The following is a 13,922-nucleotide window of genomic DNA, read 5'->3' on the forward strand; positions in this document are numbered from 1 at the left end:
CCCTCGGATATGGACCGCCCGGTATAGATGAGATAGACATCCATTCGGAACAAGATTTGTGAATTGAAATCACAAAGGCTTTGAGGATCATGTCGCGCCTCGACATCAACCGCTCCGGCGAAATGGACGTGTTCACGCGGGTGGTCGAACTCGGCGGTTTCTCCATGGCCGCCCGCGCCTTCCAGATGACGCCATCGGCCGTGAGCAAGCTGGTGGCGCGGCTGGAGGCCAGGCTTGGCGTGCGGCTGATCAACCGCTCGACGCGAAAACTGCAACTGACGCCGGAAGGCACAGCCTTCTATGAGCGCGCGGTGCAGATCCTCGACGAGATCACCGCCGCCGAGCGCGAAGCCGCGGTGGGTGCGACGCCGACGGGCCTGCTGCGCGTCAACACTAGCGTGCCGTTTGGGCTGCATCACTTGCTGCCGCTGCTGCCGGATTTCGCGAAGCGTTATCCCGACATCAAGGTCGATGTGACGCTGACGGACCTGGTGGTCGACCTGCTGGAGCAACGCGCCGATGTGGCGATCCGCGTCGGGCTGATGCGCGAGTCGCGCTTGCTGGCGCGCAAGCTGGGTGAGAGCCGGATGGTGATCGTCGCCTCCCCCAGCTATCTAGCCGAGCGCGGCACGCCGAACACGCCGGACGATCTGGCCGGACACAATCTGCTGGATTTCAGCTTCGGCAAATGGAAGAGCGGCTGGCCGTTCAAACTGGCGAGCGGCGAGACGATCACCGTACTGCCATCAGGCAATGCGCTGGTCAGCGATGGCGAAGCCATGCACCAGATCGCCCTGGCCGGCATGGGCCTCGGACGGCTGGCGCGCTTTCATGTGGAAGCGGACATCGTCGCAGGTCGCCTCGTGCCTGTGCTTGACGACTTCAATCCCGGCGATATCGAGCCGATCCATGCGGTGTTCGTCGGACATGGTGGACAGTTGCCGGCACGCGTACGGGCTTTTCTGGATTACATGGCGGAGAATGTGAGGATTTAGCTTTGTCGCTAAATCTTCGCGACCTGCATCACCAGATCCGCCAGCCGATCCGCAGCATCGAGCCTGCCGACCTTCTGCGCATCACGTGCCATCTCATTCAGACGCGCGGGCTCGCCTGCGAGTGCGGAAATTTCGGACGCCAGACGCAGCGGCGTTAACTCGCTTTGTGGAATGCGGATGGCGCCGCCAGCATCGGCCAACACGCCGGCATTGGCATGCTGGTCCTGATCGATCGCGCCGGGCAAAGGCACCAGGATCGACGGACGGCCGATCGCACCGAGCTCGGCGACAGTGCCGGCGCCGGACCGCGAGATGACGAGATGGCTCGACGCAAGCCTGGCCGGCAGATCGGAGAAGAACGGCGCAAGCTCGGTCTTGATCTTGAGCTGATCATAGATCGCGCGCACGCGCGGCATGTCTTCTTCACGCACCTGCTGCGTGAGGATCAGGCGGCTCCATAGCGACGGTTCGAGCTTCTCGACGGCCGGCGGCACGATATCCGCCATGATGCGCGCGCCCTGGCTGCCGCCGACGACGAGCATGCGGAATGGTGCGGTGAGATCTGGCGCGCTGTAGGGCACAGCCGCCGCGGCGAGGATCGCCGGGCGCATCGGCGTGCCCGTGGTCGTCGTCTTCTTCGCGAGTTCGGGCACGCGATCGAGCACACCCGGCAGCGAGGTCGCGATGGCATCGACCTTTTTCGACAGCAGACGATTGGCCCGCCCCATCACCGCGTTGGAATCGTGAATGATGCTGGGGATGCCGAACAGGCGCGCAGCAAAGAGCGGCGGCAGTGTCGGATAGCCACCGAAGCCGATCACCGCTGCCGGTTTCTGGCGCAGCATCAGATTCACGGCCATGGCCGTACCGGCCGCCAGCATCACGCCGGTGCGCGCCAGCGAAAGCGGATTGCGCGAGCGCACTGTCTCGCTCGGCACCACATCGATCATGTCGCGCGAAAATAACCCGCTATATTTCAGCGCCCGCGCGTCGGTGACGAGGCGGACGCGCAGCCCGCGTTTCATCAACGCGACACCGAGCGCTTCAGCCGGAAACAGATGACCACCGGTGCCACCTGCAGCGAGCAGGATGAGAGGTGCGGTGCTCATCACGCGTAAGTGCGCGCGACATGCGCATCGATGGCTTCGACCTCGGTGCGCGGCCGCATGCGCGTGAGCGCGAGCAGCATGCCGACACTGTAAGCGAGCGAAATCATGGAGGAGCCGCCATAGGAAATGAACGGCAGCGTCATGCCCTTAGCCGGGATGAGATGCAGGTTCACGGCCATGTTGATGGCTGCCTGCACGCCGAACAGGATTGCGAGACCGGAGGCTGCGAAGCGTGAGAACAGGTCTTCCGTCGCATAGGCCCGCGACAGCGCACGGATCACGATGAACGCAAACAGAGCGAGCAGTGCGAGGCACAACAGAATGCCAAACTCCTCGGCGCCTACGGCGAAGACGAAGTCGGTGTGGCTGTCCGGCAGGCTGCGCTTGGCGATGCCCTCGCCCGGCCCAAGACCATACCAGCCGCCATTGGAAAAAGCCTCCATCGCGGTATCGACCTGGAACGTGTCGCCGGACGCCGGATCCATGAAGCGCTTGATACGGCCGGCGACGTGCGGGACCATAAAGTAAGCGAGGAACAAGCCGCCCGCGGCCGCGCCGGCGAGACCCGCCACCCACACCATGCGCATGCCGGCGATGAAGAACAGCGAGCCCCAGGCCATCAGGACCAGCATCGTCTGGCCGAAGTCCGGCTGTAGAACGAGCAGCGACACCAGCATCATGAGCATCACCACCGCCATGGATGTCGCGGGCATGCCGGGCTTGCGGATCGACTCAGAGAACAGCCATGCAGCGACGACGATGAACGACGGCTTTGCCGCTTCCGACGCCTGAATGTTGATGCCGAGAATGGTGATCCAACGTTTTGCGCCTTTCACCTCCGGCCCGATCGCCAGCGTTGCGAGGATCAATACGACCGACAACGCAAACACGATCAGCGCCGAGCGCCGGATCTGCCGCGGCGACATGAAGGAGACGCCGATCAGCACGATGATCGACGGGACCAGGAACAGGATGTGGCGATTGAAGAAGTGAAACGGATCAAGGCCGATGCGGGTCGCGACCGGGGGCGACGCCGCGAGCGACAGGATCACGCCGGCCAGCATCAGCGCGACGATCGCCGCCAGCAGGAGGCGGTCCACGGTCCACCACCATTCGCTGAGCGGGGTGCGTTGTTCGCGAGTGATCATGGGCCCGTCCTGCGGATCGATAAGCCCCTATCGATGCGGCATTACGGTTGCCAGAGGGTTAAGGGATCGTGAAAAAATGCGATCAAACGCGGTTCCGTAGGATGGGTTGAGCGAAGCGAAAACCCATCATTCAGTCGATGCGGCGGGCTCGGCCGATGGGTTATCGCTCCGGCGCTTCGCGCCGTCGCTCAACCCATCCTACGCACCCCGTCCAGCGCAAGCACCAGCTCCCGGAACCTATCTCCGCGGATTTCGAAATTGCGGAACTGGTCGAAAGACGCGCAGGCCGGTGACAGCAGCACGACGGGCGCTGCGAGCCCGGCTTCAGCCGCATCGCGCGCGGCATTAGCGACAGCTGCATCGAGCGTCACGCTGATGTCGTAAGGCATCTTTCCATCCAGCGTGCGCGAAAAGTCATTGGCGGCTTCACCGATCAGATAGGCTTTCTTCACGCGCGGGAAGAATTCGGCGAGCGGGGCGATGCCGCCCTCTTTCGCCTTGCCACCGGCAATCCAGAAGATGTCGGTGAAGGACGACAGCGCCTTCGCGGCAGCATCGGCATTGGTGCCCTTGCTGTCATTGACGAACAGCGTGGTACCGAGCTGGCCCACCTGCTCCATGCGATGGGCGAGACCGGGAAACGAGCGCAGTCCCTTTTGCAGCACATCGAGGCTGACGCCGAGCGCGCGCACGGCGGCGGACGCCGCGGCGGCGTTCTGCGCATTGTGCAGGCCGCGCAGCGAGCCGATATCGGCGAGATCGGCGACCACACTCTGCGCACCGCCGGCATTCTCAACGATCCTGCTGCCATCGACCGTGAGTCCGTCTGCGAGCGGATGTTCGACGGAGATGCGCACCACGCGTTTGCCGGCCTGATCGAGACGATCGGCGACCTTGCTGCACCAGTCATCATCGACGCCGACAATCGCCGTGCCACTCGGCTGCACGCCGGCGACAAGGCGCTCCTTCACGGCGGCGTAGTGTTCGATGGTGCCATGGCGATCGATATGATCAGGCGTGACATTGAGCAGGATACCGACGGTGGGATCGAGCGAGGGCGTGAGATCGATCTGATAGGACGACATCTCGATCACATGGACACGGCCAGCGCGCGGCGGCTCGAGCGACAGGATCGCGGTGCCGATATTGCCGCCCATCTGCGTGTCGAAACCGGCTTCGCGCACCAGATGCGCGATCAAGGCCGTGGTGGTGGATTTGCCATTGGTACCGGTGATGGCAATGAACGGCGCATCCGGCGCATGCGCCTTTCGTTCACGGCAGAACAGTTCGACATCGCCGATGACGTCGATGCCTGCCTCCCGCGCGGCGAGCACGGTCCAGTGCGGCTGCGGATGCGTCAGCGGCACGCCAGGCGTGAGAATCAACGCCGCAAAGCTTGCCCAGGACACCGTACGCAGATCGGCCGTGATGAAGCCGGCACGCACAGCCTCGGCCATCTTGTCCGGGCTGTCATCGCACGCAATGACTTCTGCGCCGCCGGCTTTGAGTGCGTGACACGATGCGAGGCCCGAACCGCCGAGCCCGAAGACCGCGACTGTCTTGCCAGCGAATGAGGTGACGGGGATCACGCGATCACCGCAGCTTCAGCGTGGAGAGGCCGACCAGCGCCAGCATCACCGAGATGATCCAGAAGCGGATCACGATCTGCGGCTCGGTCCAGCCCTTCTGCTCGAAATGGTGATGAATCGGCGCCATGCGGAACACGCGCTTGCCGGTGAGCTTGAACGATGTCACCTGCACGATGACCGAGACAGCTTCAAGCACGAACAACCCGCCGATCACGGCAAGCACGATCTCGTGCTTCACAGCGACCGCGATCGAGCCGAGCATGCCGCCAAGGGCGAGCGAGCCCGTATCGCCCATGAAGATCGAGGCCGGCGGCGCATTGAACCAGAGAAAGCCGAGACCGGCGCCGAGCACAGCGCCGCATAAGACGGCCAACTCGCCGGTGCCCGCCACATAGTTGATCTGCAGGTAATCGGAGAACACGGCATTGCCGGCGAGATAGGCGATCAGGCCGAAGCTTGCGGAGGCGATCATCACGGGCACGATGGCGAGGCCGTCGAGACCATCGGTGAGATTTACCGCATTGCCGGCGCCGACCACAATGAAGGCGCCGAAGATGACAAAGAACCAGCCGAGCTTGAGGATGATGTCCTTGAAAAAAGGAATGACCAGCGAACTCGACAAGGGATCACGGCCAAGGCGCATGAAGGCGTAGCAGGCCGCACCGGCGATAATGAATTCGATCAGCAGGCGCGTGCGACCGGCAAAGCCTTTGTGACTTTGCTTGGTGACTTTGAGATAGTCGTCATAGAAGCCGACAAAGCCGAAGCCGAGCGTCACCGCCAGCACGATCCAGACATAGGGATTGCGCGGATTGGCCCAGAGCAGCGTCGAGACCACGAGGCCTGACAGGATCATCAGTCCGCCCATGGTGGGCGTGCCGACCTTGACCAGATGCGACTGCGGACCATCGGTGCGGATCGGCTGACCCTTGCCCTGGCGCAGGCGCAGATTGTCGATGATCCACGGTCCGAACAGAAACACGAACAAAGCGCCCGTCACCACCGCGCCGCCGGTGCGGAAGGTGATGTAGCGGAACACGTTGAACACCGGGAAGGTGCCCGCGAAATCGATCAGCCAGTAGAACATTCAGCCTGCCTTATTCCGCAGCGTCATCGCGCGCGGCGTTACCGGGAAAGCGTTTTGTCAGCGCGGCAACGATCGGCCCCATCTTGGAGCCCTTCGAGCCCTTGACCAGAACCGCGTCCCCGGCCCGGATTGCACTCACCACCTGTGATTCGAGCGCCTTTGCATCCCCGGCATAACCGCCCCGCTTGCCGCTGGGAAGGGCATCCCAGAGGTTGCGCATCAGGGGGCCACAGCAAAATACAAGGTCGATTGCGTTGGAGGTCACAGCCTCCTGCAGGCCGGCATGCAATTCGCCGCCGCGCGGGCCGAGTTCGAGCATGTCGCCGAGCACGGCGATCCGGCGGCCCTGCCCGCCGATGGCGGCCGCGCCGAGCACATTGAGTGCGGCCGAGGTCGAGGCCGGGTTGGCGTTGAACGTCTCGTCGATCAGCAGCGCTTCGCCGCCGGCGACCTCCAATATCTGGCGCACCCCGCGGCCTTCCGCCGGCACGACCTGCGACAGCGTCAACGCCGCATGGGCGAGATCGGCGCCCATGAGTGACGCAGCCGCGAGGACTGCCAGCGAGTTCATCGCCATGTGACGGCCGGGCATGCCAAATTTGTAGGTGATGTCCTGACCGAGCACATTGGCATGCACGGCCGAGCAAGTCGGATGCAGCGCGATATCGATCAGGCACGCATCGGCCTTGGCATCTGACCCGAATGAGACGATGCGCGACACGCCGGCCTTCTTTGCGCTCTTTTCCAGACGTGCGAATTGATGGTTGTCGCGATTGAGGATCGCGACTCCATCGGGCTCGACGCCGAGGAAGATTTCCGCCTTGGCATCGGCAATCGCCTCGATGCCGGAAAAGAATTCGAGATGCACCGGCTCGACGGTGGTGATGACGGCGTAATGCGGACGCACCATCTTCACCAGCGGCTCGATCTCGCCGGCATGGTTCATACCGATCTCGAAGATCGCGAAGCGCACATCCGCCGGGCAGCGCGCCAGCGTCAGCGGCACGCCCCAGTGATTGTTGAACGACGCCACCGACGCATGCGTCGGACCTTGCGCGGACAACACGCGCAGCAGCGCTTCCTTGGTCGAGGTCTTGCCGACCGAGCCGGTGACGGCGACGACGCGCGCGCGGAGCCGTGTGCGGGCGGCAATGCCGAGTGCGACCAGGCCCTCAAGCACATCATCCACGACCAGCAGCCGCGCATCGGCGCCGAAATCCTCGCATTGCGCGGCTTCCACCACCGCCAATGCGGCACCGTTCTTCAGCGCGGCATCGACAAACTTGTGGCCGTCATGCACGTCGCCAGTAATGGCGAAATAGGCCTCGCCGGGCTTGATGGTGCGGCTGTCGATGGAGATGCCCGTGACGCCGGCCGGAAGATCGCCATGCATCTCGGCGCCCATCGCCTCTGCCATCGCAGCTGATGTCCAGAGAAAATCGCTCATGAAGTCCTCGCAGCAAGGGCCGCGGCAGCGGCCTCGTGATCGCTGAACGGTAGCGTCCGGGTGCCGACAATCTGGCCGGTCTCGTGCCCCTTGCCCGCGATCAGCAGTGCATCGCCGGCTTCCAGTCCCTCTATTGCGACGCGGATGGCTTCGGCACGATCACCGATCTCGGTTGCGCCTTTGGCAGCAGCGAGAATGGCAGCGCGGATCGTTGCCGGATCTTCGCTGCGCGGATTGTCGTCGGTGATGATGACCGTGTCCGCATTCGCAGCGGCGATCTCGCCCATCAACGGACGCTTGCCGGCATCGCGATCGCCGCCGGCGCCGATCACGACGACAAGCTTGCGCTTCGCATAAGGCCGCAAGGCCTGTAGTGCTTTGGCGAGTGCGTCCGGCTTATGCGCGTAGTCCACGAACACCGGCGCACCATTGCGATCGCCGACGCGTTCGAGGCGGCCCTTGGCGCCTTCGAGATGTTCGAGCGCGGCGAAGGTTGCGTCTACGTCACCGCCGGTGCCGATGACGAGACCAGCCGCAACCAATGCGTTCTCGATCTGGAATTCGCCGACCAAAGGAAGACGGACAGCGTAAACCTTGTTGCGATGTTCGAGCTTGAGTTGCTGCTCGAAACCATTGACCACGGCATCGATCAGGCGAATGCCCTCACTTGCGCCGTCGCCGCCACGTCCCACCGTCATCACGCGCAGTTGTCGCGCGCGTGCAGCTTCGATCACCTCGGCCGAGCAATCATGATCGGCCGCGATCACAGCCGGCCCACCATCCGCGACCAGATCACGAAACAGGCGCAGCTTGGCATTGAGGTAATGCGCCACGTCCGGATGATAATCCATGTGGTCGCGTGACAGATTGGTGAACCCAGCGGCAGACACGCGCACGCCATCGAGCCTGAACTGATCGAGCCCGTGCGACGAGGCTTCGAGTGCCAGATGCGTGACGCCCTCGCCTGCGATCTCGTCGATCTGCTGATGCAGCGAGATCGGATCGGGCGTGGTCAGCGAGCCATAGACGGTGCGCTTCGGCGAGACGAGTCCGATGGTGCCGATGCTCGCGGAGACCAGACCAAGCCGACCCCAGATCTCGCGCGTAAACGATGCCACCGAGGTCTTGCCCGACGTTCCCGTCACAGCAGCAATGACCCGCGGCTGGCGCGGATAGAGCCGCGCCGCAGCCAGCGCCAGCGCGCGGCGGGGATTGGCGAGTTTGACAAAGGGCAGCGCGCTATTCGCCGGCTCATGCTCGCCAGCCACCGCTACAGCGCCAGACGCAACCGCCTGCGCGATAAAACGCGCACCATCCGTCTTGGCGCCAGCCAGCGCGAAAAACACATCGCCGGGTTTCACCGCGCGGCTGTCCACAGCAAGGCCGGTCACGGCCATATCCGCAGCCTGCGGCGCCAGTGCAACATCACTGCTGAAAAGATCGCGTAGTTTCATGCTGCTCCGGACAGGGCAAATCAGGACGGACGGGTTCCGCAAGCCACGCAAACCGCATTTTGCCCCCGCTGTAAAGCGCGGATGCAGCGTTACTGAGTCACCCGAGATGTCGCAAGAATAAGGCGATCCGCTGGCGCCAGATCGAAGCGCGGCTCCAGGCCCAAGAGCGGCGCGATCCGGGCGATCACGGCGCCGCCGGTCGGCACGGTATTCCAGCCCGAGGTGATGAAGCCATGGGTCTCCGGCAGTGCCTTCGGCTCATCCAGCATGATCAGCACCTGATATTTCGGGTTGTCCATCGGCAGCACGGCGGTGAAGGAGTTCAGCACCTGCTTCTTCGAATAGCGGCCATTGACCACCTTTTCCGACGTACCGGTCTTGCCGCCGAGATAATAGCCCTTCGCCTTGGCCTCCGCCTGGCGCGCCGAGCCGACCTCGGCATTCAGGCGCATCATGTAGCGGACCTTGTCACTCGTCTCTTTCTTGATGACGCGCTTTGCCACCGCCAGCGCTTCCTCTTCGGTGCGCTTCATGAAGGTCGGCGGAATGAGATTGCCGCCATTGACCATGGCATTCACGGCCATCACGGCCTGCAGCGGCGCCACCGCGATGCCGTGACCAAAAGAGATGGTGATTGTGTTGAGATCACCCCAGCGCTTCGGCACGATCGGCATCGCGCTTTCCGGCAGTTCCGTGCGCAGCCGATCAAGCTGGCCGACCTTCTTCAGGAACGCCTTGTGCGCCTCGACGCCCTGGCCAAGCGCGATCTTCGCGGCGCCGACATTCGACGAGAATGTGAACACCTCGGCCAGCGAGATCGGACGCGGCACCGGATGGGTATCGTGAATCTTGAACTTGCCATAGCTGAGCGGATAGCGCGCATCGAACATGGTGTTGAGATTGACCTTGCCCGAGTCCAGCGCCATCGCTAGCGTCAGCGTCTTGAAGGTCGAGCCCATTTCATACACGCCGGTGGTCAGGCGATTGATGCGGTCGGGATCGTGCACTTCCTTCGGATTGTTCGGATCGAAATCCGGCAGCGACACCATGGCGATGATCTCGCCGGTGCGGATGTTGGACACCAGACCTGACGCCGCCTTGGCACTGAATTTCGCTTTCGCCTTGAGCAATTCGTCGCGCAATGCGTGTTCGACACGCGTATCGAGCGCGAGCTCGACCGGACTCTGCATGCGGTCCGAGGCGAAACCCGCGCGGTGCAGATCGGCGAGACCGTTATTGTCGAGCCACTTCTCGATGCCGGCGATGCCCTGATTGTCGATATTGGTCAGGCCGATCACATGCGACACCGTCGATCCGTTCGGGTAGACGCGCTTGTTCTCGCGCAGGAATCCGATACCTGGAATGCCCAGACGATGAATGTCACGCTGCTGCTGCTGGGTGATGTCGCGTTTCAGCCAGGCAAAGCCCTTGCGGCTGTTGATGCGCTCGCGCACCTCATTGCTGTCGAGATCGGGCAGTGCGCCGGTAAGCAATTCGGCCGCTTCATCCTTGTCGATGATGCGGCGCGGCTCGGAGAACAGCGATGGCGACTTTACGTCGGTCGCGAGGATGGTCCCGTTGCGATCGACAATATCCGGGCGTGCCGTGGCAATGGCGTCACGCGACGCACGGCGTTCCGCATGGGTATCGCCATTAACGGCGAACACAACGAGACGCACGGCGATGATGCCATAGACGGCGCCGAAAGCGAGCATGGCAAGACCGACGCGCGCACGCGCCTTGGCAGCACGGTCGGTGTTCTTGCCGTAAAGCAGCGTGCGGATCAGGCGCTGGCGCCACGGCTCCGGCGGACGCTCATTGGATTTGCTGGCGGGCGCCTGCGCGGTCATTGCTGATCCTCCGGCTGATCCACCTTGTCTTTCACCGATCCGGTCACGATGTCGTTGGGATCGATGGAGTTGAGCATGGCACCGATGGGATCGGGCGTGCCCGGCCGGGCAAAGCTTGGCGGGCGATCGGGCAGGTTTTTCAGATTGTCGAACTGCTGCGCCGTCATCGGCTGCAGCTTGAGGTGACGCTCGGCCAATCCCTGCAAGCGCATCGGGGCATCCAGCTTGGCCCATTCGGCGCGTAGCGAAGCAATCGCATCGCGCTGTTCGCGGATATCGGCATGCAGGCGCAGCACCTTCTCGGTGCGCACCGTGGATTCCATCTTGATGCGATAGACATAGGCGGCCGCGAAAACGAGGACGCCGATGACGAGGAGATGGATGATGCGCATGCTCAGCCTCCCCGCATCACGGATGCGAGCGTCGGCCATCCCGGCAATGGGCCAGCATCCTGCGCCGGTGTATCGGTGCGCTCGGCACCGCGCAGCTTGGCGGAACGCGCGCGTGGATTGGATTTGGTCTCCGCCTCGTCAGCGATGATCGGGCGCTTGTTCACGATCCTGAAGCGCGGCACGGACTGCGCGATTTCCGGCAGATGGCGCGAGCCGCCGCCGGTCTTGCTGCGCTCGGCAATGAAATTCTTGACGATGCGATCTTCCAGCGAATGGAACGAGACCACCGAGAGACGGCCGCCCGGTTTCAGCACACGCTCGGCCGCCTCAAGCGCCATATGCAGTTCATCGAGCTCTTCATTGACGAAGATGCGCAGCGCCTGGAAGGTCCGCGTCGCTGGATGGATCTCGCCGGGCTTGGCCCACACGACCTTCTGCACGATATCGACGAGCTGCTTCGTCGTCGTGATCTCGGCTTCTTTTCGCGCAGCGACAATCTCGCGGGCCACAGCGCGCGAATGCCGCTCTTCGCCGAAGATATAGATGATATTGGCGAGATCAGCCTCGGACGCCTTGGCGACGACATCCGCAGCACTCGGTCCATGCTGGCTCATGCGCATATCGAGCGGGCCGTCGAAGCGAAACGAAAAGCCGCGCTCGGCCTGATCGAGTTGCATCGACGAGACGCCGACATCCATCACGACGCCATCGACCAGCGGCAAGCCTTGCGCCTCGCAGACATCGGCAAGATTGGAGAAGCGGTCCTCGATCAGCTTGAGACGACCGGCCGATGACGCCACCAGATCCGCGCCGCCGGCAATCGCCGTGCTGTCGCGATCGATCGCGATCACCTGCGTGCCTTCCGTCGCCAGGATCATGCGCGAATAGCCACCCGCCCCGAAAGTCGCGTCCACATAGACGCCACCGGCGCGCGGCGACAGCATCTCCACGGCCTCGGGGCCGAGCACGGAGATATGGCGGCTGTCAGCAGTCATACGCGCACGCGAACGGGCAACGGGTTCCGTTCCTTTACTGCGAGACACCACACCGATCCGGACTCCGATACGCCCGTGACGTCTCAAATTCTGGCGCAAGCCGCGGCTCATCCGCGGCATCGCGCATTCGCAGTTCCGCCTCGACGCATCGCCCGCGTGATCCGACGGGGCGCGTTGTCGTCCGCATGGAATGGAAAGAAAGGCCATGGGATGAGCGTCAAATGGAACTCAGACCGCGCGAAAACGAGCGCGGCGCTTCAACTTTCAGTAACGTCGGTTAGCGTTAAGAAAGCGTTGAAGAAGCCCGACCGTCTCGATTCAATTCACACGGCAGAGGTTGTATCGTAGTGTTGGCGCATCGCGCATAGAACGATGAAATAAAAGGGTAAAACCGCCCTGCCATCGTTGCGCAACCTGGCAGTGATCGGAATAGTGTCCCTCCCCTTGCGGCAGCCATGCGGCGAGGACAGTCGTGGAGTTTGAAAGAGATTGCCCGGATCTGAGACCAAGCGCCCGCGCCCCTTGCCGATCCCGAAAGGTGTCGCGAATCTGCCGACCTTCACGCCGGATTCCTCCGTCGTCTCGGACGTGATCCCGTCGCCGAATTTTGGCGACCGGAACAAGGGACTCGTGCCCGATATGATCGTGCTGCATTACACCGGCATGCCCGATGCCGAAGGTGCGATCACCCGGCTATGCAGCGACGGCACCGACGTCTCCGCCCACTACATCGTGCTCGAGGACGGCCGCATCGTGCAGACGGTACCCGAAGCCAAGCGCGCATGGCACGCGGGCTCGTCCTACTGGTCCGGCGAAGACGATATCAATTCCTGCTCCATCGGCATCGAGATCATCAATCGCGGCCATGACTGGGGCTACCCGGACTATCCCACCCGACAGATCGCGGCCGTCACCGCGCTGTGCCGCGGCATCCTGCTGCGCCACGATATGCCGACCCATCGCGTGCTTGGCCATTCCGACGTGTCACCGGCGCGCAAGAAGGATCCCGGCGAGAAATTCCCGTGGCATCTGCTCGCCAGTTCAGGCGTCGGACACTGGGTCCATCCGGCGCCCATCACATCCAGCGAAGGCCTGCGCACCGGCGCTGATGGCGATGAGGTGAAGGCGCTGCAGCAGGCACTCGCCCGCTATGGCTACGGCATCGAGGTCACCGGCATCTATGATGCGACCACGGCCGAGGTCGTGACGGCCTTCCAGCGCCATTTCCGTCCCGAGCGCGTGGACGGCATTGCGGACCTCTCCACGCTGGAAACGCTGGAGGCGCTCCTTGTGAGTTTGCCGCACAGCGAAGCCGCCAAGACCAGCTGACTTGACGCGCGTCCCGTAAGCCCGCATGGCTTCCCCGTCAGTCGGCCGGACGGCCGCTCCCGCAATGATCGAAAGGTCGCGGGGGAGGAAAGTCCGGGCTCCAATGACATACGGTGCCGGATAACATCCGGCGGGGGCGACCCCAGGGAAAGTGCCACAGAGAACGAACCGCTCTCCGCCTTCGGGCGGGGCAGCAAGGGTGAAAAGGTGCGGTAAGAGCGCACCGCGGATCTGGCAACAGAGACGGCAAGGTAAACCCCACCGGGAGCAAAACCGAATAGGGACGGCATGGCAGTCAGTTCGTTCGCGAACGATAACACTGCAGGGTGATGTCAAACCCGCTGTCCGGGTAGGTTGCTAGAGGCTGCATGCAAATGCAGTCCCAGAAGAATGGCCGTCACGTAGCGTCGCGCAAGCGGCGGTGCCTTACAGAACCCGGCTTACAGGCCGGCTGATACTGAACAACGAGGGGCTCGGCGCAAACACGCCGGGCCCCTCTCCAGATGTGGTTGCAATATTTCGGCGCA

At 63.2% G+C, this 13,922-nt stretch carries 11 protein-coding genes and 1 other RNA gene; 3 read left to right on the forward strand and 9 right to left on the reverse strand.

What is annotated here, in order from left to right; translation table 11 throughout:
- Window positions 1-89 precede the first annotated feature (89 nt).
- Window positions 90-995, forward strand: coding sequence for a LysR family transcriptional regulator (locus tag ACIQ2A_RS14715; RefSeq protein WP_398480366.1), 906 nt, complete (start codon window positions 90-92; stop codon window positions 993-995).
- Between the two features lie 8 nt (window positions 996-1,003).
- Here the strand turns inward: ACIQ2A_RS14715 and murG are convergent, their stop codons facing one another.
- The 9 genes from murG to rsmH form a co-directional block, all read right to left on the reverse strand.
- On the reverse strand, window positions 1,004-2,104 hold the full coding sequence (gene murG / locus ACIQ2A_RS14720) for an undecaprenyldiphospho-muramoylpentapeptide beta-N-acetylglucosaminyltransferase (protein ID WP_398480368.1): 1,101 nt from the start codon (window positions 2,102-2,104) through the stop codon (window positions 1,004-1,006).
- Entirely contained in the window at window positions 2,104-3,252 is a 1,149-nt protein-coding gene (gene ftsW / locus ACIQ2A_RS14725) for a putative lipid II flippase FtsW (protein WP_398480370.1), read from the reverse strand. Before ftsW ends, murG begins: the two co-directional genes overlap by 1 nt.
- 188 nt (window positions 3,253-3,440) lie before the next feature.
- Complete coding sequence (gene murD / locus ACIQ2A_RS14730) at window positions 3,441-4,841, reverse strand: UDP-N-acetylmuramoyl-L-alanine--D-glutamate ligase (RefSeq protein WP_398480372.1); 1,401 nt, start codon at window positions 4,839-4,841, stop codon at window positions 3,441-3,443.
- Between the two features lie 4 nt (window positions 4,842-4,845).
- On the reverse strand, window positions 4,846-5,928 hold the full coding sequence (mraY, locus tag ACIQ2A_RS14735; RefSeq protein WP_398480375.1) for a phospho-N-acetylmuramoyl-pentapeptide-transferase: 1,083 nt from the start codon (window positions 5,926-5,928) through the stop codon (window positions 4,846-4,848).
- A gap of 10 nt (window positions 5,929-5,938) precedes the next feature.
- Window positions 5,939-7,375 (reverse strand): UDP-N-acetylmuramoylalanyl-D-glutamyl-2,6-diaminopimelate--D-alanyl-D-alanine ligase, encoded by a 1,437-nt coding sequence (locus ACIQ2A_RS14740; protein ID WP_398480377.1) that lies wholly within the window; start codon window positions 7,373-7,375, stop codon window positions 5,939-5,941.
- Entirely contained in the window at window positions 7,372-8,829 is a 1,458-nt protein-coding gene (locus ACIQ2A_RS14745) for a UDP-N-acetylmuramoyl-L-alanyl-D-glutamate--2,6-diaminopimelate ligase (protein WP_398480379.1), read from the reverse strand. The genes ACIQ2A_RS14740 and ACIQ2A_RS14745 overlap by 4 nt, the downstream gene beginning before the upstream one ends.
- Before the next feature lie 89 nt (window positions 8,830-8,918).
- Window positions 8,919-10,679, reverse strand: a complete 1,761-nt coding sequence (locus ACIQ2A_RS14750) for a peptidoglycan D,D-transpeptidase FtsI family protein (RefSeq protein ID WP_398480381.1) — start codon at window positions 10,677-10,679, stop codon at window positions 8,919-8,921.
- Window positions 10,676-11,071 carry a hypothetical protein gene (locus tag ACIQ2A_RS14755; RefSeq protein WP_398480383.1) on the reverse strand — a complete coding sequence of 132 codons (396 nt, stop codon included), beginning with the start codon at window positions 11,069-11,071 and terminating at the stop codon, window positions 10,676-10,678. Before ACIQ2A_RS14755 ends, ACIQ2A_RS14750 begins: the two co-directional genes overlap by 4 nt.
- Window positions 11,072-11,073: 2 nt before the next feature.
- The gene (gene rsmH, locus ACIQ2A_RS14760) at window positions 11,074-12,066 is read right to left on the reverse strand and encodes a 16S rRNA (cytosine(1402)-N(4))-methyltransferase RsmH (protein WP_398480385.1); all 993 of its coding nucleotides are present in this window, start codon (window positions 12,064-12,066) and stop codon (window positions 11,074-11,076) included.
- 489 nt (window positions 12,067-12,555) lie between these two features.
- Here rsmH and ACIQ2A_RS14765 point away from each other — a divergent pair, with 489 nt between their 5' ends.
- The gene (locus tag ACIQ2A_RS14765; protein WP_398480388.1) at window positions 12,556-13,395 is read left to right on the forward strand and encodes an N-acetylmuramoyl-L-alanine amidase; all 840 of its coding nucleotides are present in this window, start codon (window positions 12,556-12,558) and stop codon (window positions 13,393-13,395) included.
- A 37-nt stretch (window positions 13,396-13,432) separates the two neighbouring features.
- Window positions 13,433-13,854, forward strand: an RNA gene (gene rnpB, locus ACIQ2A_RS14770) — RNase P RNA component class A.
- Window positions 13,855-13,922 lie beyond the last annotated feature (68 nt).

The organism is Tardiphaga sp. (assembly GCF_044336785.1).
GTDB lineage: Bacteria > Pseudomonadota > Alphaproteobacteria > Rhizobiales > Xanthobacteraceae > Tardiphaga.

What these genes read in the sequence shown, in the direction of transcription:
- ACIQ2A_RS14750 (WP_398480381.1), bottom strand. Translation starts at nt 10,679, where the DNA reads ATGACCGCGCAGGCGCCCGCCAGCAAATCCAATGAGCGTCCGCCGGAG.
- ACIQ2A_RS14745 (WP_398480379.1), bottom strand. Translation starts at nt 8,829, where the DNA reads ATGAAACTACGCGATCTTTTCAGCAGTGATGTTGCACTGGCGCCGCAG.
- murG (WP_398480368.1), bottom strand. Translation starts at nt 2,104, where the DNA reads ATGAGCACCGCACCTCTCATCCTGCTCGCTGCAGGTGGCACCGGTGGT.
- ACIQ2A_RS14715 (WP_398480366.1), top strand. Translation starts at nt 90, where the DNA reads ATGTCGCGCCTCGACATCAACCGCTCCGGCGAAATGGACGTGTTCACG.
- ACIQ2A_RS14755 (WP_398480383.1), bottom strand. Translation starts at nt 11,071, where the DNA reads ATGCGCATCATCCATCTCCTCGTCATCGGCGTCCTCGTTTTCGCGGCC.
- ftsW (WP_398480370.1), bottom strand. Translation starts at nt 3,252, where the DNA reads ATGATCACTCGCGAACAACGCACCCCGCTCAGCGAATGGTGGTGGACC.
- mraY (WP_398480375.1), bottom strand. Translation starts at nt 5,928, where the DNA reads ATGTTCTACTGGCTGATCGATTTCGCGGGCACCTTCCCGGTGTTCAAC.
- rsmH (WP_398480385.1), bottom strand. Translation starts at nt 12,066, where the DNA reads ATGACTGCTGACAGCCGCCATATCTCCGTGCTCGGCCCCGAGGCCGTG.
- ACIQ2A_RS14740 (WP_398480377.1), bottom strand. Translation starts at nt 7,375, where the DNA reads ATGAGCGATTTTCTCTGGACATCAGCTGCGATGGCAGAGGCGATGGGC.